Below are 18,324 nucleotides of genomic sequence, written 5' to 3'. Positions count from 1 at the left end.
TCCCAGTCTTTCTGGGACGAGTTGCCGGTTCTTGGAGGGCGGTTGAGATGACGCCTTTTGTAGTGCAGGAATGGGTGGCGAACGAGAGCATGGTTAGGCCGCCGATGGCGGACCGGGACGCAGCTCGCAGTGGATATCCCGCGCCAATATCGACGCGGGATATCGGTTCCTGACTACCGGTTGTCCTGTTCGGCTCTCACCAGCACCAACCCCCTTTCGGTGATGCGGTAAGGCTTGCCAGCTTTGGATCGGATCGCCTTCTTCTGCTTGAGCTTGCGGAAAGTGATCAGATCGATGCGGGAGAAAACCCAGCCTTCGCGGGTAAAGAGCTGCAGCTTTTCGATCTTGCGGTTTTCGTCGCGGGTGATTTCGATCCTGCCGCCCTGGGCGAGCAGGTGGAGGATGCGCTGTTCGGCGCGGGAGATATCCATTGGTTTTGATGTCCGGATAGGCGCTCGCTCGCGAGCGCACAAAAACGTTGCCGGCGCTTTGGTTGGCGTCGGGGCTCTCGTTTTTGCCTGGGCCGGCGCGGCTTACGTCGCTGACCGGCCCTTCAGAAGGTCTCTACGGAAGAGAACATTAAAACTCCATCGGTACGAATTCGCTGCTAGCACGTTTTCCCCAAGCGTCAAGCTGCATTATGCAGTCCGGCCGATGTTCTGCTGGCAAAAGGCAAGACTCAGTGTTCTACTGGCGCAACAACAGGGGGTGCCATGGCCAGCATTCGCAATGCGCGTGAAGATGAAGTGGATACCCTTGCGGAAGTGGGATTTCGCGCTTGGGAAAAGGCCATGATCTCGATCGGCGAGATGACCGATATGCGGGAAAGCGCCTTTTCCGCCTTCCAGAATTTCACCCATTCCTCGTGGCTCACGATTACGATCGTAGAGCAGGGCGGCAATGTCGCCGGTTGGGCTGCGCGCGAGAAGCTGGACGAGTTGATTTCCGATTTCTGGATCGATCCGGCATTTCAGGGCCAGGGGCTCGGTAAGCTGCTTCTGGAAGAGATCGAGGCGCAGATCGTCCATCAGGGATTTGAGGTTGCGCGGGTCGAAACCCACGCCCGCAATACGGAGGCTGTCGGCTTCTTCGAAAAGCACGGCTATTCGGTCAACTGGCTGACTGTGGCCTATTCGCCCAAGATCGACCGGGATGTGCAATCGGTAGGGCTCTCCAAGCGTCTCGTGGTGGAAGCGCCAGATACCTATGGACCGAGCTTCTAAAGCTTGCGCCTCATCGCCATTTGCTCTACCTCCAGACAACATAATCGAGACCATTTCACGAGCATCAGATGACCATTGTTGACGTCCGCACGCCTGACCCGAAACGCTTCATTCCCGGTGCAACCGGCGACTGGGAGGTTATCATCGGCATGGAGGTGCACGCCCAGGTTCTGTCCAATTCCAAGCTCTTTTCGGGCGCCTCCACCGAATTCGGCAAGCCTGCCAATTCCAACGTATCGCTGGTCGATGCCGCCATGCCCGGCATGCTGCCGGTGATCAACGAAGAATGCGTCAAGCAGGCGGTACGCACCGGCCTCGGCCTCAAGGCGCAGATCAACAAGCGCTCCGTTTTCGACCGCAAGAACTATTTCTATCCGGACCTACCGCAAGGTTATCAGATCTCCCAGTACAAGGATCCGATTGTTGGCGAGGGCAAGATCGTCATCTCGCTTGGCCCGGACCGCCAGGGGCAATTCGAGGATATCGAGGTCGGCATCGAGCGCCTGCATCTGGAGCAGGACGCCGGCAAGTCGATGCATGACCAGCATCCGACCATGTCTTACGTGGACCTGAACCGTTCCGGCGTGGCGCTGATGGAAATTGTCTCCAAGCCCGACATGCGCTCGTCCGACGAAGCCAAGGCCTATATGACCAAGCTGCGCTCGATCGTGCGTTACCTCGGCACCTGCGACGGCAACATGGACGAGGGTTCGATGCGCGCCGATGTCAACGTTTCGGTCCGCCGTCCGGGCGCGGAATTCGGTACCCGTTGCGAGATCAAGAACGTCAACTCGATCCGCTTCATCGGCCAGGCGATCGAGTATGAAGCGCGCCGCCAGATTGCCATCCTCGAGGACGGTGGATCGATCGACCAGGAAACTCGCCTCTTCGATCCGGGTAAGGGCGAAACCCGCTCCATGCGCTCCAAGGAGGACGCACACGACTATCGTTACTTCCCCGATCCGGACCTGCTGCCGCTCGAATTCGACGACGCCTTCATTGCCGAATTGAAAGAGCATCTTCCCGAACTGCCGGACGATAAAAAGGCACGCTTCGTACGCGACCTCGGCTTGTCGATTTATGATGCCTCGGTTCTCGTTTCGGAAAAGGCGATCGCCGATTATTTCGAAGCCGTTGCCGAGGGCCGCGACGGCAAGATCGCCGCGAACTGGGTCATCAACGACTTGCTTGGCGCCTTGAACAAAGCCGGCAAAGACATTGATGAGACTCCGGTTTCGCCCGCTCAGCTCGGCGCGATCATCGATCTCATCAAGTCCGAAACTATCTCCGGCAAGATCGCCAAGGATCTCTTCGAGATCATCTGGAACGAGGGCGGGGATCCAGCCGAGATTGTCGAAGCCCGCGGCATGAAGCAGGTGACCGATACCGGCGCGATCGAAAAAGCTGTCGACGAGATCATTGCCGCCAACCCGGATCAGGTTGCCAAGGTGCAGGCAAAGCCGACGCTCGCCGGCTGGTTCGTCGGCCAGGTCATGAAGGCGACCGGCGGCAAGGCCAACCCGCAGGCTGTCCAAGCCCTCGTAAAAGCCAAACTGGGCATAGAAGAATAGACCCATGGTCTACTTCGTACGCACCGCCGGAGAACGGGATGTGGAGCAAATCCGCAGCTTGTTGGCGGAAACGTTTCATGCCACCTACGATCCATTTTACGGGTCCGAACGGGTGCAGAAGATGATTGATGGCTGGCATTCCCTTGCCGCCATTCGATCGCGAATTCAAAAAAGAGAAGGCGAATTCCTGGTTGCCGACAACGGCAAGGGCATCGGCGGCATCGGTTACGCCGCCGTGTATCCGAAGATGGCCAAGACGGCGATGCTTCACCAGCTTTACGTCAGGCCCTCCTGCCAGAGCGAAGGCATCGGGCGCGATATCTTTGCCGAACTCGAAACCTGTTTTCCGGATGCGGAGATCATGCGCGTCGAGGTGGCGCTGCAAAACGTCCGTGCGATTTCTTTTTACACCAGGCTCGGATTTTCCGAGGTCGACCGCATGGAGGAGTGGGGAGCTCCCAATTCCGGTCTGCCGGCGGTCATCCTGGAGAAGCGCCTGCCAGCCTAAAAAATCGGCTCACTCGGCGGGAGGCTCGAGTGCCTTGCCGTCCTCGTTGTAGATCGTGACTACACTGCATTCGATGAGATCTTTGCGCCGTTTGCGATCACAGACGGATTTGGAAGCCTGCAGTGCTGTTTCCTTGCTGTCGAAACCGCAGTGCACTTCATGCCAATGCGGTCCATCTTTCTGTTGTACGAAGATGTCGATGCTCCAACCGGCGGGAAAACAAGCGGTCGTTTCGAGACAATCCTCCGCCGTGCCGCCACCGTCGACGCATTGCTTCTTTGCGCAGTCCAGCGCTTTGCGGATCGACTTGCCGACGCAGGTGCCGCTGCTCATTTCAGGCGCCTGGGAAAAGGCGATCGCGTTGCGGGCCTGAGCGTTGGTGATTGTGAACGCGGCTACTCCCAGTAAGAATAATACCGCCGCAAGCCTTTGTCCCATTACCCGATCCCTCTATGGTCCCCGTACCGATCATTGCTGATTCTTGTCGGAAAGGAAAACAGGTGACGGATAATCTGCTGATCCGCCGGGCACGGGAAACGGATCTTGCCGCACTCATTGCCCTCTTTGCCGCAGACGCTATCGGCGGCCACGCAGACACGACGGCGGACGAGGCTTTCGAGGACTATCTGCGCGCTTTCCACATGATCGACGCCTCCCAGAACGAGCAGCTTTTCGTGGCTGAACGTGGGGGCGAAGTGGTGGGTACCTTTCAGGTCCTCTTCAACCGCACCCTGACGGGCAGGGGATCGCTTTCGATGATTATAGAAGCCGTGCAGACGCGAGCCGACATGCGCGGCCAAGGGATCGGTGCGCAGATGATCGGCTACGCGATCGAAGAGGCCAGGCGCCGCGACTGCCGGTCCGTCCAGCTCACCTCCAATATGGCGCGCGTCGATGCGCACCGTTTTTACGAGCGCCTCGGCTTCGCCAAGAGCCATTTCGGCTTCAAGATGCGGCTCAAATGAGGGCTGCGACAACGGGAATCACTGGACATCCCTAAGATCAAGCGGCATAAGCGGATCAGCCATGTCTATGGTACCTCACTTGTTTGCCAAGCCGACGGAATATTCATGAAAAACCTCCTGTTGCAGATTTTCACCTGGTGGAATGGACAGACGATCGGGACGCGGTTCTTCACCTGGCGTCACGGCAAGAAGGTTGGTGAAGACGAGTTGGGCAACGTTTATTACGAAGGCCCTCTGACATCCTGGGGGCCTCCCAAGCGCTGGGTTATCTACAAGAACTATGCCGAAGCCTCCGCCATTCCGCCGGGGTGGCACGGTTGGATGCACTATCGCACCGACATTGCCCCATCGCAGGAAGACTACAAGGCGCGTGACTGGCAAAAGTCCCACAAGCCGAACATGACCGGTACGCCGCTCGCATATCGTCCCAAGGGCTCGCTTGCTGCGACCGGCGAACGTCCCCGCGTGACCGGCGACTATGACGCCTGGACCCCCGGCAACTGACACCTGTTTTGGCCATAATCGGGCCTTAGGCGTCGACTCTGACATGTTGTCGAGACGGGACACGGAATGACACGGATGAAGCTTTCCCCACGAAAAGTGATCGCCGGCACGGTGATGGCGGCAGTCTCCGTTTTTGCGGGGGAAGCGGCTTTTGCTGCGCGTATCTCCAATCCTGTGGCCGTATTCAAGGGCATCGACAAGATTACCGGCCGCATCACGACCTTCGACGTCTATGTCGACGAGACCGTGCAGTATGGCGCGCTTCAGGTGACGCCGAAGGTTTGTTATTCGCGCGACGATACGGAAGCACAGAAGATAGACGGCTTTATAGAAGTCGATGAGATCACGCTAGACCGCAAGATCCGGCGCATCTTCACCGGCTGGATGTTTGCCGACAGCCCCGGCCTGAATGCCGTCGAGCACCCGATCTATGACGTTTGGCTGACCGGCTGCAAGCCGAGCTCGGACGTGCCGCCGCCCAAGGCGACGAACTAGGCGTCAAAACTCTTTGTCCGGCACATCGACCGCTTTCTTGAGAAGCTTGAGATACTCATCCTTGGGGATGTCGATCGCACCGAAAGTCTTCAGGTGTTCGGTGGTGAACTGCGTGTCGAGCAGCGTAAAGCCCTTTGCTCTCAAACGTTCGACAAGATGAACAAGGCAGATCTTCGAGGCGTTGGTGCGCCTGGAAAACATGCTTTCCCCGAAAAAGGCTGAACCTAGCGATACGCCGTAGAGACCACCCACCAGCTCCTCGTCTTCCCACGCCTCGACACTGTGCGCATGCCCCATCCGATGAAGCTCCGTGTAGAGTTTGCGAATGGTGGTGTTGATCCAGGTGCTTGGTCGATCTTCAGCGGGTTCGGCGCAGTAGGCGATCACCCGCTCGAAGGCCGTGTCGAAGCGAATATCGAACGGCCTCTTTCGGACCGTTTTGGCAAGGCTTTTCGAGATATGAAAACCGTCAAGGGGCAGGATGCCGCGCATTTCCGGTTCGACCCAGAAGATTTCCGGGACGTCGGAGGATTCGGCCATCGGAAAAAGGCCGATGGAATAGGCACGCAGCAGTATGTCCGGAGTGATCGCCGGGTAATATCTGCCGCGCCGCCCTGCCATTCAGGTCTTTCTCTAGTGCGCTTTGTCCCCGGCCAGATAATCCTCCAGCCAGTGGATGTCGTAATCGCCGTTGGCTATGTCCGGGTTTGAAACGAGGTCCTGGAACAACGGCAGGGTTGTCTTGATGCCGTCCACAACGAACTCGTCCAGAACGCGGCGCAGACGCATCATGCATTCGACGCGGGTTCGCCCGTGCACGATGAGCTTGCCGATCAGGCTGTCGTAGTATGGTGGGATACGGTAGCCCGCATAGGCGCCGGAATCGACGCGCACGCCGAGGCCCCCGGGGGCATGGAAATGGGTGATCGTCCCGGGTGACGGTACGAAGGTACGCGGGTCTTCGGCATTGATGCGGCATTCGATGGCATGACCGGAGAAGACGATGTCTTCCTGCTTTACCGATAGTCCGCCGCCCGATGCCACTCGGATCTGTTCATGGACGAGATCGATCCCGGTGATGGCTTCCGTGATCGGATGCTCCACCTGCAGGCGGGTGTTCATCTCGATGAAATAGAACTCGCCGTTCTCGTAGAGGAATTCGATGGTGCCGGCGCCGCGGTATTTCAGCTTTTTCATCGCATCGGCGCAAATCTGCCCGATTTTCATCCGCTGTTCGACATTGAGGGCAGGCGAGTTAGCCTCTTCCCAAACCTTCTGGTGCCGGCGCTGCAGCGAGCAATCCCGTTCGCCGAGATGGATCGCATTGCCTTCGCCGTCGCCGACCACCTGGATTTCGATATGGCGCGGCTTGCCGAGATACTTCTCCATATAGACCGCGTCATTGCCGAACGCGGCCAAAGCTTCGGAGCGTGCCGTGGAGACGGCTTCTTCGAGATCCGCTTCCGTCTTGGCGACCTTCATGCCGCGACCGCCGCCGCCGGCTGTGGCCTTGATAAGCACGGGGAAACCGATCTTGCGGGCGATCTCCAGAGCGTTCTCCGGCTTGACCTCGCCATCGGAACCCGGAACGACGGGAATGCCAAGTTCCTGCGCGGTCAGCTTGGCGGTGATCTTGTCACCCATGATGCGGATGTGCTCGGCTGTCGGGCCGATGAATGTGATGCCGTGCGCGTCGAGGATATCGGCGAACTTGGCGTTTTCCGACAGAAAACCGTAGCCCGGATGAACGGCGTCGGCGCCGGTGATTTCGCAGGCCGCAACGATCTGATGGATGTTCAGATAGCTCTCTCGCGACGGCGGCGGGCCGATGCAGACGCTTTCGTCGGCAAGCCGCACATGCATGGCGTCTGCGTCTGCGGTGGAGTGGACCGCGACGGTGGCGATGCCCAGTTCCTTACAGGCGCGAAGCACGCGAAGTGCAATCTCACCGCGGTTGGCTATGAGGATCTTGGAAATCATGGACCGGGCCTTACTCGATGATCACGAGTGGCTGGCCATACTCGACAGGCTGCGAGTCGTTGACCAGGATCTCCGTGATTTTGCCGGAGCGCGGCGATGGGATCTGGTTCATCGTCTTCATGGCCTCGATGATCAGCAGCGTCTGGCCTTCCTTGATGGTAGCGCCCACTTCGATGAAGGCGCGGGCGCCCGGGGCGGCTGCGAGATAGACGGTGCCTACCATCGGCGCCGTCACGGCGTTTTTGTTGTCCTGCGGTGCCGGAGCTGCAGGGGTCGGCGCTGCGGCGACGGCCGAAGGAGCAAATGCCGGAGCGGATGCGATTGGTGCCTGAACATACTGTGTCGTTCCGGCGCGCGAGACCCGGATGCGCAGGTCCTCCTGCTCGACTTCGATTTCGGTCAGGTCGGTCTCGTTGAGGATGTTCGCGAGGTCGCGGATCAATCCTTTGTCGATCCCATTCTTCTTCTCAGACATGGCAAACCCTATTGTTCTGTTTATCTTGTCAGGCGGTAATGGATTTCAAGGCGTGAAGCGCAAGAATGTAGCTTGCGGTACCAAAGCCGCAGATCACGCCCTTTACAGCCGGTGCGATCATCGAATGGTGACGGAATTCCTCCCGTGCATGCACATTCGAAATATGAAGTTCCACCACGGGAACGGAAATGGCCTTGATCGCATCATGCAACGCAATCGAAGTGTGGGTATAGGCGCCCGCGTTTATCGCGACGCCCACGGCCTTCTCGCCGGCTTCGTGGATCCAGCCGATGAGGTCGCCTTCATGATTGCTCTGGCGAAAATCGACATCGAAACCCAGATCCCGACCAGCCGCGATGCAGTCGTTTTCAACATCCGTGAGTGTCTTGCCGCCGTAGATGCCGGGCTCGCGCTTTCCCAGCATGTTGAGGTTGGGGCCGTTGAGGACGAAGACCGTCTTGCTCATCAGTGATCTGTTGTTCCATCCAGAAATTCAGGGCCACCTATAGACCGGCAAGCGCGCAAGGAAAAGCCCCCGGCATGCCGAAAGCCGGGGCGTCCACTGCGACGCAACATTTGATGAGTAATATGGCGCGCGCTCAGCAGGTTGCCTTGCCGCAGGCGCGGACGTTGGCGACTTTTTCCTCGATCACTTCGGAGCCGACGGCACCGAAGACAGCCTCGTCGCCGAGGATATAGGTCGGGGTGCCGGTAATGCCGATGCTGTTGGCGAGCTGGTAGGCTTGCCGCACGATATCGTCGTTCGGCGTCTCTGTCATGGATTTGCGGATTGCCGCCTCGTTCAATCCGAGGGAGGTGGCGACCGCAATTGCGGTGGCTTCCGACGCGTGCTCTTCGCCGCCGAGCAGCGTGCGATGGAACTGGGCATATTTTTCCGGTGCGAGAAGGCGCACCGCATTGGCCACACGGTGCGCGGCAAGTGAATCCGGTCCAAGAATCGGGAATTCCTTCAGGATGAAGCGGACATTTTTATCCTTGGCAAGAATGTCATCCATGTCGCTGAGCGCACGCTTGCAGTAGCCGCAATTGTAGTCGAAGAACTCAACGACCGTGACATCGCCCTTTGGATTGCCGAGTGTGATGTCGCTCGGGGAGGAAAAAATCTGCTGGCGGTTGTCGGCAATGCCCCTCATGGACTGCTCGACGCGCTTCGACTGCTGTTTCGCTTCCAGCGCGTTCTGCGCCTCAATGAGAATCTCGGGATTCTCAATGAGGTATTCGCGGATGAAAGCGCCCATCTCCTTTTTCTGCTGCTCATCCAATGCGACGGCCGGCGCGGCAGAAAAAACAGCCAATGCCAGCATCGAACTGGTGGCGAGCGTTTTCAAGGTGTGGGTCATCCTTATCCTCATTGGTCGGCGCAAGCGAATCCTGCGACCATTGTTTCGGTTTGCGCCCAAAATAAGCCAGGCGTACCTTTCGAAAAGCCGCAAAATCACATCTCGGCAATTTGGACTCATCACAACTGCGTATAGGCGGGCTTCTCGAAGCCGGAAAATTGATTCGTCTTCAACACGATAGCGAGTTTTTCGGAATCGATCCCTTATCCGGTTGATTCAGTTTCTCATGCGCGATTCGGACGCCGCCAACGCAAAACGGCCGCGTCTGGCGCGGCCGTTGTCTTCAAAAGTTATCACTCTGGCAGATCAGAAGAAGCCGCGGCGCTGCCACCAGCCGGCCTTCTTCGGCTTTGCGGCGTCGCCATCGGTTTCCTGCGCGGCGGCCGGATCCGAACTCTTCACGACAGCTTCGGACGAGGAGGAGATATTCGATGCGCGGTTAGCCCGCACCGGCTTTGCGTCGTCGGCATCCGCTTGCTCTACCTCGTCAGGCGCGATGTCCTGCACGGCTGTTGCCGCAGGTGCCGGAGGCTCTTCGCCAAGCGCGGCTTCGACCTGTTCCACCATAGTCTCGACCGGCGGCGATACGTCCTCGATAGCCGGAGCGTCTACCACGGTCGCTTTTCCACGACGCGACCGCCGGGGTTTTGTCGGGGTTTCAAGAGCCGGAGCTGCTTCCGGTTCGGCGGCGACGGTGACCGCCTCAGCCGGCGCCTCTTCAGAGACTTCGACGGCAACTGCCGTTTCGTCGCTCTCAACTTCATCCGTATCGCCGGCATCGTCGGCGCTCAATTCACTGCCTTCGTCGTCGCCATTGCGGTTGCGACGACCGCCACGCTTGCCGCGGCGGCGGCGCTTGCGGCGGTTGTTTTCATCGGTGTCCGCGGCAGCATCGACTTCGGAGACTTCCGCGACGTCGTCTTCGCCTTCGTCGCCATCTTCGTCGTCGCCAATGACATTCTCGCTGCCGCCCTGTGCTGCCTGGGCGTCCGTGCTCCGTTCGCCATTGCGGTTGCGGCGGCGGCGGCGGCGCTTGCGCTTGCGGCCATTCTGGTCGTCGCCCTGCGGAGTACGCTCGGCGCTGGCGGCAGCAGGCTGCGAGGCCGAGGCCGCGATCTCTTCCTCTTCGTCCTCGTCGGCTTCGATGATGACGTCGTCATCATCCTCTTCGACGGGGATGGCGGCGAACTGCATCAGGCTTTCGATCTTGACCGGGTTCTCCACGGGCTCGCCGCGGTCGATCGCGAAATGGTTCGAGCCGATGCTGACATCCGACTCGATGAAGATCGAGACGCCGAAGCGGTTCTCGTAATCGACGACTGTGCCGCGCTTGTGATTCAGGAGATAGAGCGCGATGTCCGGCGTCGTGCGGACGTTGATGTCATGCGTGGTATTCTTGAGGAGATATTCCTCGACGCCACGCAGCACATGCAGCGCGACCGACGACTGTGAGCGCACGTGGCCGGTGCCGCCGCAATGCGAGCAGATCTGGGTCGTCGATTCCAACACCGAGGCGCGGATGCGCTGGCGCGACATTTCGAGCAGGCCGAAATGGGAGATGCGGCCGACCTGAATGCGGGCGCGGTCGTTCTTCAGGCAATCTTTCAGCTTCTTCTCGACAGCGCGGTTGTTGCGCTTTTCTTCCATGTCGATGAAGTCGATGACGATCAGGCCGGCAAGGTCGCGCAGGCGAAGCTGGCGCGCCACTTCTTCGGCGGCTTCGAGGTTCGTCTGGAGCGCCGTTTCCTCGATGGAATGTTCGCGGGTCGAGCGGCCGGAGTTGACGTCGATGGCGACCAGCGCCTCCGTCTGGTTCATGATCAGGTAGCCGCCGGACTTCAGCGTCACCTGCGGCTGCAGCATGCGATCAAGCTGCGCCTCGATGCCGGAGCGCGAGAAGATCGGATGCAGGTCGCGATAGGGCTGGACCACCTTGGCATGGCTCGGCATCAGCATCTTCATGAAGTCTTTCGCTTCACGATAACCTTCTTCGCCGGACACGATGATCTCAGAAATGTCCTTGTTGTAGAGGTCGCGGATCGAGCGCTTGATCAGCGAACCTTCTTCATAAACGAGGCAGGGTGCGGTCGAGTTCAATGTCAGCGTGCGGACGTTTTCCCACAGGCGCATCAGGTACTCGAAGTCGCGCTTGACCTCGACGCGGGTGCGGTTGGCGCCGGCGGTGCGCAGGATGACGCCCATGCCCTGCGGCACGTCGAGTTCGCGGGCGATTTCCTTGAGGCGCTTGCGGTCCTGCGGCTGGGTGATCTTGCGGGAAATGCCGCCGCCGCGCGCCGTGTTCGGCATCAGCACCGAATAGCGGCCGGCGAGCGAAAGATAAGTCGTAAGGGCGGCACCCTTGTTGCCGCGTTCTTCCTTGGCGACCTGCACAAGCAGGATCTGGCGGCGCTTGATGACTTCCTGGATGCGGTACTGCTTGCGCGGCTTGCGGACGATCCGGTCCGGAACTTCTTCCATCGCGTCTTCGGCGCCGACCGATTCGATAACTTCCTTCTCACCGTGATCGTCGTCATCGTCGTCGTCCACGTCGTCGCGGCCGCGACGGATATCGACATCTTCCGAAATCGAATCGGTATCGACCATCGCAGCCATTTCGCCAGGCGTGGATCCTTCGTCGTCGCCGCCGGTCTCGCTGGACGAGGGGACGTTACCTTCGCTCGGCGCATCCTCGGAGGCTGTTTGAGTTTCCTCCGCAGCGGCTTCGACCGGCTTCTTGCGGGAGCGACTGCGCTTCGGCTTGGCTTTCGGCTTTTCGCTCTCTTGTTCCGCGGCCGCTTCGTTCGGGCTGGCTTCGGTTGCTTCCGATCCGGCTTCGCTGACAGGTTCATCCGCCGGGGGCGGAGCGGAAGCAATGCCGATATCCGGCTGCTCCTGTTGGGCGAGATCGGTCGCCGGGTCGGCTGCCTCGGCTTCTGCAATCCTGCGCTGGTCTTCCGCCTCCTGCTGCATCAGGGCCTGACGGTCGGCAAGCGGGATCTGGTAATAGTCCGGATGGATTTCCGCGAAGGCCAGGAAGCCGTGGCGATTGCCGCCATAATCGACAAAGGCGGCCTGCAATGAGGGTTCGACCCTCGTTACCTTTGCCAGATAGATGTTGCCGCGTATCTGCTTCTTATGCTGCGATTCGAAATCGAATTCCTCGATCCGGTTGCCGCGAACGACGACTACGCGCGTCTCCTCTTCGTGAGACGCATCGATAAGCATTTTGTCTGCCATTGAAATTCTGCTCCTCGGCGCCGCCGGGAGGGTGCAGTAGAGCCTGCCGCGAGGACTGGGCCGTCATGCAGTACGGTCGTTGCGCCGGATAAATATGCTCCCGTCAGGCGCGGCTGTGACGGCAACCGGAAAGATGACGGGGCTCCTCGCTCCCTCAGTCCTTCCAGGTTCTGAAATTTGTGCCGTGACATCAAAGACCAAACGAGAATGACGATACTATAGGCCTGAAAAGGCCCGATGAATGTGCTCCGTATGAGCGGTGGGTGGCATGCCACCCGGGATTGTTCCGGCCACCGCCGGATGGATCGAGTATCAGGACAAAGTGTAACGACGGCGGATGACTGCCGGTCTTCGGCGCCAGTTTCCACTGTGGCTGGCGGCCTATCGACAGACTATCCCGTCAACACTTTAACCCTCATTCGCGTTGTATGGTTTATCTGTCACAATAGCAAGGGAAAAGCCAAGTTTGCCATATTCTGGATGGAATTAGCGCTCTTATGGGTGGCATGGAACGGGTGAATGATTCGCGTGTCCGGAGGGGTAAACTCCTTCCGAAGCGGGCGCTTGGCGGCGGATCTTATCGGCAGGTGGCGGGTCTTTGATGCGGGTTTCGAGTTGAGGGCGAGTGTGAAGCCAAGGGCGGTCGTAGCCTATAACGGTCGGCCGAAGCGGGCGTTGGCGCGAATCATTCCTGCACTGCTCTTTCTAATGGTCGTTGCAGTCGCCTTGCCGTTGCTGCCGGCGCATGCCTCGACGCAGACCCTTCTGGCGTTCAGCGCACGGGTCGCAGGTGACGACGCGCGCACCCGCATCGTAATCGATTTCGAGAAGAAACCGGAATTTTCCGTTCATTATGTCGCTGCACCCGAGCGGGTGATCGTCGAGTTGCCCGCAACAGCGTTCGGCTTTCCCGCCGAGGATCTTTCCGCCCGTGGGCTCTTCAGGGACATTCGCTACGGTACGATGGACGAATCGAGCGCCCGCATCGTGCTGACGGCGAAGAAGCCGGTTAAGCTGGTGCTCGCCGAAACGCAGCCGAATGAAAACGGCACCTTTCGTCTGGTGCTGGACGCGGAGATGACCTCGAAGGAGATCTTCAGCGACCTCGTGAAGACGCAGGATTGGCAGATGCCGGTCGAACCTGCGCCGAACGCCTTGGCCACGGGTGAACAGGACAATGTTTTCACGGTTGCAGTCGATGCCGGACATGGCGGAATCGACGCCGGCGCGACCGGGGCGGCGACCAAGACGTCGGAAAAGACGATCACGTTGGCTTTCGCCAGGATGCTTTCCGAGCGGCTGAACAAGATAGCGGGCATCAAGGCATTCCTGACCCGCGACGACGACACCTTCCTGTCGTTGTCCGAGCGCGTTACGCTCGCTCGCCAGGGACATGCGGACCTTTTTGTTTCACTGCATGCCGATACGCTGGCGCAGAAGGATATCCGCGGCGCAACCGTATATACTTTGTCCGACCGGGCCTCCGACCGCATGGCCGAAAATCTCGCGGCGCGCGAAAACCTCTCGGACGAACTCGCAGGTTTCAGCATCCACAGCGGTCCGCCGGAAGTGGCCGACATTCTGCTCGATCTGGCGCGGCGCGAGACGCAGGCCTTTTCCGTCGCGCTCGCCTCGAATGTCGTTGAATCCTTCGAAGGTCAGATCGGTTTGATCAACAATCCGCATCGCTATGCCGGTTTTCAGGTTTTGCGCGCCCCCGATATTCCCTCCGTCCTGCTCGAGCTGGGCTTTCTTTCCAATACCGAAGACGAGAAGCTCCTGCTCGATGAAGCCTGGCGTACAAAGGTCACCGATCGCCTTGCCGAGGCTGTGCGACGCTATCGGGACCGGGCGCTGGCAAACGGCGGTTGAGACAGGCTGTTCCGTGGCCTGCCTGCCACAGGACCCTGGCGAATGTCTGCGGAACCGCACGGCCTGATCCAAAACGGATGTCGGAGCCCTATTTTACTCACATTCCGGCGATTATTCGGTAGGTGTGAGAATGCAATTTATGACGGACGTTTGATCCGCTTCCACCTTGCGTTGCCGCAATCACCGTGCAAAACGCGTCAAACCATGCGATGGTGCGTTTCGTGCGCCGAATGAAAGCTGAACGGTAGCTTCGATATGATCAGATTGATTGGTTATCTCTTTGGATTGGCTTGCGTCCTGTTTTTGGTCGTAGCCGCCGGTGTGGGTATCTACCTCACAGGAATGACCAAGGGATTGCCGAATTACGAGGTGCTGGCGTCCTACGAGCCGCCGGTTGCAACGCGTGTTCACGCCGGCAATGGCGCGTTGATGGCAGAATATGCACGAGAGCGACGGTTGTTTTTGCCCATCCAGGCGGTTCCCGATCGCGTGAAGGCGGCGTTTCTCTCGGCGGAAGACAAGAATTTTTACAACCACCCGGGCATCGATATTACCGGCCTCGGCCGTGCGATCCTGACCAACCTCCAGAATTTCGGTTCGGGCAGGCGCCCAGAGGGTGCTTCCACAATCACCCAGCAGGTCGCGAAGAACTTTCTTCTGACTGCCGACCAGACCATCGACCGCAAGGTCAAGGAAGCCATTCTATCGTTCCGCATCGAGCAGACCTATTCGAAGGACAAGATTCTCGAGCTTTATTTGAACGAAATCTTCTTCGGCCTTAACTCATACGGCATTGCCGGCGCCGCACTGACCTATTTCGACAAATCGGTAACGGAATTGACCACGGCGGAGGCGGCCTATCTTGCCGCGCTTCCCAAAGGGCCTGCCAACTATCACCCGTTCCGCCGCGAAAAGCAGGCGCTCGAACGCCGCAACTGGGTCATCGATCGTATGGCGGAGAATGGTTACATCACCCAGGCCGATGCGGACGATGCCAAGAAGCAGCCGCTTGGCGTCAAGCAGCGGCGTACGGGCACGCATCTCTTCGCATCCGATTATTTCTCTGAAGAGGTTCGCCGCCAGATCATTGAGCGTTACGGCGATAAGTCGCTTTACGAAGGCGGTCTGTCGGTGCGCACCTCGCTTGATCCCGATCTTCAGGTCATCGCGCGTCGGGTCCTCCAGGAGGGTCTCCTGGATTATGACGAACGTCGCGGTTTCCATGGCCCTGCCGCTCAGATCAGCGTGACGGGCGACTGGGGACCTGAACTCGCCAAGCTGCCGACGCTGCGCGATGTGCCGGAATGGAAGCTTGCCGTCGTCACCGAGGTTTCAGCCAAATCGGTGTCGATCGGGCTACAGCCTTCGACTGATGCCGGCGGCAAGGTTGATCCTGCCCGCGAGACCGGCGTGATCGCGGCAGACGATATGAAGTGGGCGTTTCGCGATGCCTCCGGCACCCGCAAGACGGCGAAGTCGCCGGAGGGTGTGCTGAAGCCGGGCGATGTCGTTTACGTCGAACCGATCAACGAGGCATCGAAGACCTACCGGTTGCGTCAGCCGCCGAAAGTGCAGGGCGGTCTGGTCGCGATGGACCCGAATACGGGCCGCGTGCTCGCCATGGTCGGCGGATTTTCCTATTCCCAATCCGAGTTCAACCGCGCCACCCAGGCGATGCGCCAGCCGGGCTCCTCGTTCAAGCCTTTCGTTTATGCAGCGGCGCTCGACAACGGTTATACGCCCGCGTCGGTCATCATGGACGCTCCGATTGAAATCGTCTCTGGCGGCCAGGTCTGGCGGCCGGAAAACTACGGCGGCGAATCCGCCGGCCCCTCAACGCTGCGCACGGGCATCGAAAAGTCGCGAAACCAGATGACGGTGCGCCTGGCGCAGGACATGGGTATGGAGCTCGTTGCCGAATATGCCGAGCGCTTCGGCATTTATGACAAAATGATGCCCGTCCTGGCCATGTCCCTAGGCTCCGGCGAAACGACCGTGATGCGGATGGTTTCCGCCTATGCCGTGTTTGCCAATGGCGGAAAGCAGATCAAGCCGACCGTGATCGACCGCATCCAGGACCGTTACGGCAAGACGATCTTCCGCCACGAAGAGCGCACCTGCGAAGGCTGCAACGCCAATGATTGGGCGAACCAGGAGGAGCCGACCGTGGTGGATAACCGCGAACAGGTTCTCGACCCGATGACCGCCTATCAGATCACTTCGATGATGGAGGGCGTGGTTACACGTGGTACGGCCGCCGGCAAGATCCCGGTCAAGGATCGCCCGGTTGCCGGCAAGACCGGCACCACCAATGACGAGAAGGATGCCTGGTTCGTCGGTTACACGCCGAACCTGGTCGCCGGCCTCTATCTCGGCTTCGACACGCCGGCCCCTCTCGGCAGGGGCGGCACAGGCGGGTCTCTATCCGCTCCGATCTTCGGCAAGTTCCTGGCCGAAGCCGCCAAGCTGACGCCGGCCGAAAAGTTCCATGTTCCGGAAGGCATGCAGTTCGTCGCCGTGAACCGCAAGACCGGCATGGCTGCAATGGAAGGCGAACCCGATACGATCGTCGAGGGCTTCAAGCCCGGCACTGGCCCGGCTGACGTCTTCCAGGTCATCGGCGAAGGGGAATACCTGACCCAGGACCAGATCTTCAACAACTCGCCCCAGGCTCAGCAGGCCGTGACTTCGGGCATGCCGGGTCTCTTCTGACCCGTCGATGACGGATAGCGATCGGGCCCGGGCTTTACATCCGGGTCCGGTGCAACTATGTCCTCGTCACCGAGAAACACCCAAAATGAAGAGTGAAAAGCAAGCGCCATGCGTGCGGAAATCATCAATATAGTCGACGAAATCAAGCAGGCCATAAGCCTGCTGAGGAGGCATCTTTGACTGGGATCAGGCGGTAAGACGACTGGACTGGTTGAACAACAAGGCTGAGGATCCCAACCTCTGGAACGATGCGGCGGAAGCGCAGAAGCTGATGCGCGAGCGTCAGCAGCTCGATGACGGCATCAACGGAGTGAAGGCTCTCGACCAGCAGCTTAACGACAATATCGAGCTCATCGAACTCGGCGAGGAAGAGGGCGACGAGGCGATCGTCAAGGAAGCCGAAGATGCGCTGAAGGCATTGAAAGTCGAAGCCGGACGCCGTCAGGTGGAGGCAATGCTTTCCGGCGAGGCGGACGGCAACGACACCTATCTCGAAGTCCATTCCGGCGCCGGCGGCACCGAGAGCCAGGATTGGGCGAACATGCTGCTTCGCATGTACACCCGCTGGGCCGAACGTCAGCGCTTCAAGGTCGAACTTCTGGAAGTGCATGACGGCGAAGAGGCCGGCATCAAGTCCGCGACGATCCTCGTCAAGGGCCACAATGCCTATGGCTGGCTGAAGACCGAATCGGGCGTTCACCGCCTGGTCCGCATTTCGCCCTATGACAGCAATGCGCGCCGCCACACATCCTTCTCCTCGATCTGGGTTTACCCGGTGGTCGACGACTCGATCAACATCGATATCAACGAGAGCGATTGCCGCATCGATACCTATCGTTCCTCCGGTGCAGGCGGCCAGCACGTCAACACCACCGACTCCGCCGTGCGCATCACGCATATTCCCTCCGGCATCGTCGTTCAGTGCCAGCAGGAGCGGTCACAGCACAAGAACCGTGCCAAGGCCTGGGACATGCTGCGGGCCCGCCTCTACGAAGCGGAGCTGAAGAAGCGGGAAGAGGCTGCGAACGCGGAAGCCGCGTCAAAGACGGATATCGGCTGGGGGCATCAGATTCGCTCTTACGTGCTTCAGCCCTATCAGCTGGTGAAGGATCTGCGCACAGGCGTGGAAAGCACGGCGCCCGGCGATGTGCTGGATGGCGATTTGAACGAGTTCATGGAGGCAGCGCTCGCACACCGCATCAGCGGCAAGGCGGATGTGGAAGTGGCCGACGTCGACTGACGGTTCGTCTTCACGAGACAAAAAAGCGGCCGGGCTTCAAAACCCGGCCGCTTTCGTTGTGCGCCCAGCATGGGCGCATTCTTGTGGGTGGAAGTCCCACCGTAAGCTGGTCATGGCGAGCGAAGTGAAGCGCAACTGCGGAAGGGCGACCGACCGTGGGGAGGAAGCGTGGATCGAACCT

The 18,324-nt window shown here is 59.4% G+C and carries 17 protein-coding genes; 9 read left to right on the top strand and 8 right to left on the bottom strand.

The genetic code is table 11. The features are described 5' to 3' along the window. Positions 1-173 precede the first annotated feature (173 nt). Entirely contained in the window at positions 174-431 is a 258-nt protein-coding gene (locus C5L12_RS09845; protein ID WP_105371876.1) for a YjhX family toxin, read from the bottom strand. Positions 432-713: 282 nt separating this feature from the next. On the opposite strand from C5L12_RS09845, the gene C5L12_RS09840 reads away from it, so the two are divergent. The 3 genes from C5L12_RS09840 (at position 714) to C5L12_RS09830 (ending at position 3,302) form a co-directional block, all read left to right on the top strand. After that, positions 714-1,223, top strand: coding sequence for a GNAT family N-acetyltransferase (locus C5L12_RS09840; RefSeq protein WP_105371875.1), 510 nt, complete (start codon positions 714-716; stop codon positions 1,221-1,223). 68 nt (positions 1,224-1,291) lie between these two features. Further along, positions 1,292-2,794 carry an Asp-tRNA(Asn)/Glu-tRNA(Gln) amidotransferase subunit GatB gene (gatB, locus tag C5L12_RS09835; protein WP_105371874.1) on the top strand — a complete coding sequence of 501 codons (1,503 nt, stop codon included), beginning with the start codon at positions 1,292-1,294 and terminating at the stop codon, positions 2,792-2,794. Between the two features lie 4 nt (positions 2,795-2,798). After that, the gene (locus C5L12_RS09830) at positions 2,799-3,302 is read left to right on the top strand and encodes a GNAT family N-acetyltransferase (RefSeq protein ID WP_105371873.1); all 504 of its coding nucleotides are present in this window, start codon (positions 2,799-2,801) and stop codon (positions 3,300-3,302) included. A gap of 9 nt (positions 3,303-3,311) precedes the next feature. Here the strand turns inward: C5L12_RS09830 and C5L12_RS09825 are convergent, their stop codons facing one another. Continuing rightward, complete coding sequence (locus tag C5L12_RS09825; protein ID WP_105371872.1) at positions 3,312-3,740, bottom strand: hypothetical protein; 429 nt, start codon at positions 3,738-3,740, stop codon at positions 3,312-3,314. A 62-nt stretch (positions 3,741-3,802) separates the two neighbouring features. Here C5L12_RS09825 and C5L12_RS09820 point away from each other — a divergent pair, with 62 nt between their 5' ends. From C5L12_RS09820 to C5L12_RS09810, 3 genes are all read left to right on the top strand, one after another. After that, entirely contained in the window at positions 3,803-4,267 is a 465-nt protein-coding gene (locus C5L12_RS09820) for a GNAT family N-acetyltransferase (RefSeq protein ID WP_112800495.1), read from the top strand. A gap of 105 nt (positions 4,268-4,372) precedes the next feature. Next, the gene (locus C5L12_RS09815) at positions 4,373-4,771 is read left to right on the top strand and encodes an NADH:ubiquinone oxidoreductase subunit NDUFA12 (RefSeq protein ID WP_105371870.1); all 399 of its coding nucleotides are present in this window, start codon (positions 4,373-4,375) and stop codon (positions 4,769-4,771) included. 75 nt (positions 4,772-4,846) lie between these two features. Next, positions 4,847-5,266: a DUF2155 domain-containing protein gene (locus C5L12_RS09810; protein ID WP_105371869.1), complete on the top strand. Its 420-nt coding sequence runs from the start codon at positions 4,847-4,849 to the stop codon at positions 5,264-5,266. Positions 5,267-5,269: 3 nt separating this feature from the next. On the opposite strand, the gene aat is transcribed toward C5L12_RS09810, so the two are convergent. The 6 genes from aat to C5L12_RS09780 form a co-directional block, all read right to left on the bottom strand. Continuing rightward, entirely contained in the window at positions 5,270-5,887 is a 618-nt protein-coding gene (gene aat / locus C5L12_RS09805) for a leucyl/phenylalanyl-tRNA--protein transferase (protein ID WP_105371868.1), read from the bottom strand. Positions 5,888-5,899: 12 nt separating this feature from the next. Then, complete coding sequence (gene accC, locus C5L12_RS09800; protein WP_105371867.1) at positions 5,900-7,246, bottom strand: acetyl-CoA carboxylase biotin carboxylase subunit; 1,347 nt, start codon at positions 7,244-7,246, stop codon at positions 5,900-5,902. A gap of 10 nt (positions 7,247-7,256) precedes the next feature. Next, entirely contained in the window at positions 7,257-7,721 is a 465-nt protein-coding gene (gene accB / locus C5L12_RS09795; RefSeq protein ID WP_105371866.1) for an acetyl-CoA carboxylase biotin carboxyl carrier protein, read from the bottom strand. A 28-nt stretch (positions 7,722-7,749) separates the two neighbouring features. Then, positions 7,750-8,187 carry a type II 3-dehydroquinate dehydratase gene (gene aroQ / locus C5L12_RS09790; RefSeq protein ID WP_105371865.1) on the bottom strand — a complete coding sequence of 146 codons (438 nt, stop codon included), beginning with the start codon at positions 8,185-8,187 and terminating at the stop codon, positions 7,750-7,752. Positions 8,188-8,320: 133 nt separating this feature from the next. After that, positions 8,321-9,082, bottom strand: a complete 762-nt coding sequence (locus C5L12_RS09785) for a DsbA family protein (RefSeq protein WP_105371864.1) — start codon at positions 9,080-9,082, stop codon at positions 8,321-8,323. 306 nt (positions 9,083-9,388) lie between these two features. Then, positions 9,389-12,319, bottom strand: coding sequence for an Rne/Rng family ribonuclease (locus tag C5L12_RS09780; protein WP_105371863.1), 2,931 nt, complete (start codon positions 12,317-12,319; stop codon positions 9,389-9,391). 627 nt (positions 12,320-12,946) lie between these two features. On the opposite strand from C5L12_RS09780, the gene C5L12_RS09775 reads away from it, so the two are divergent. The 3 genes from C5L12_RS09775 to prfB all read left to right on the top strand — a co-directional run bounded on the left by C5L12_RS09775 (position 12,947) and on the right by prfB (position 18,143). Beyond that, positions 12,947-14,191: an N-acetylmuramoyl-L-alanine amidase gene (locus tag C5L12_RS09775; RefSeq protein WP_425350774.1), complete on the top strand. Its 1,245-nt coding sequence runs from the start codon at positions 12,947-12,949 to the stop codon at positions 14,189-14,191. 255 nt (positions 14,192-14,446) lie between these two features. Next, the gene (locus C5L12_RS09770; protein ID WP_105371862.1) at positions 14,447-16,903 is read left to right on the top strand and encodes a penicillin-binding protein 1A; all 2,457 of its coding nucleotides are present in this window, start codon (positions 14,447-14,449) and stop codon (positions 16,901-16,903) included. Between the two features lie 108 nt (positions 16,904-17,011). Further along, a protein-coding gene (prfB, locus tag C5L12_RS09765) for a peptide chain release factor 2 (RefSeq protein ID WP_170109076.1) occupies positions 17,012-18,143 on the top strand; the annotation gives its coding sequence in 2 pieces (ribosomal slippage) (positions 17,012-17,080 and positions 17,082-18,143; 1,131 coding nt in all). Positions 18,144-18,324 lie beyond the last annotated feature (181 nt).

This window comes from Neorhizobium huautlense (assembly GCF_002968575.1).
Lineage (GTDB): Bacteria > Pseudomonadota > Alphaproteobacteria > Rhizobiales > Rhizobiaceae > Neorhizobium > Neorhizobium huautlense.
Note: the sequence above shows the minus strand (reverse complement) of the source record. Positions and strands in the feature narration are given on the sequence as shown.

Excerpts from the sequence above, each read along its gene's own strand:
- C5L12_RS09845 (WP_105371876.1), bottom strand. The coding sequence starts at position 431 with ATGGATATCTCCCGCGCCGAACAGCGCATCCTCCACCTGCTCGCCCAG.
- C5L12_RS09840 (WP_105371875.1), top strand. The coding sequence starts at position 714 with ATGGCCAGCATTCGCAATGCGCGTGAAGATGAAGTGGATACCCTTGCG.
- gatB (WP_105371874.1), top strand. The coding sequence starts at position 1,292 with ATGACCATTGTTGACGTCCGCACGCCTGACCCGAAACGCTTCATTCCC.
- C5L12_RS09830 (WP_105371873.1), top strand. The coding sequence starts at position 2,799 with ATGGTCTACTTCGTACGCACCGCCGGAGAACGGGATGTGGAGCAAATC.
- C5L12_RS09825 (WP_105371872.1), bottom strand. The coding sequence starts at position 3,740 with ATGGGACAAAGGCTTGCGGCGGTATTATTCTTACTGGGAGTAGCCGCG.
- C5L12_RS09815 (WP_105371870.1), top strand. The coding sequence starts at position 4,373 with ATGAAAAACCTCCTGTTGCAGATTTTCACCTGGTGGAATGGACAGACG.
- C5L12_RS09810 (WP_105371869.1), top strand. The coding sequence starts at position 4,847 with ATGAAGCTTTCCCCACGAAAAGTGATCGCCGGCACGGTGATGGCGGCA.
- aat (WP_105371868.1), bottom strand. The coding sequence starts at position 5,887 with ATGGCAGGGCGGCGCGGCAGATATTACCCGGCGATCACTCCGGACATA.
- accC (WP_105371867.1), bottom strand. The coding sequence starts at position 7,246 with ATGATTTCCAAGATCCTCATAGCCAACCGCGGTGAGATTGCACTTCGC.
- accB (WP_105371866.1), bottom strand. The coding sequence starts at position 7,721 with ATGTCTGAGAAGAAGAATGGGATCGACAAAGGATTGATCCGCGACCTC.
- aroQ (WP_105371865.1), bottom strand. The coding sequence starts at position 8,187 with ATGAGCAAGACGGTCTTCGTCCTCAACGGCCCCAACCTCAACATGCTG.
- C5L12_RS09785 (WP_105371864.1), bottom strand. The coding sequence starts at position 9,082 with ATGACCCACACCTTGAAAACGCTCGCCACCAGTTCGATGCTGGCATTG.
- C5L12_RS09780 (WP_105371863.1), bottom strand. The coding sequence starts at position 12,319 with ATGGCAGACAAAATGCTTATCGATGCGTCTCACGAAGAGGAGACGCGC.
- C5L12_RS09770 (WP_105371862.1), top strand. The coding sequence starts at position 14,447 with ATGATCAGATTGATTGGTTATCTCTTTGGATTGGCTTGCGTCCTGTTT.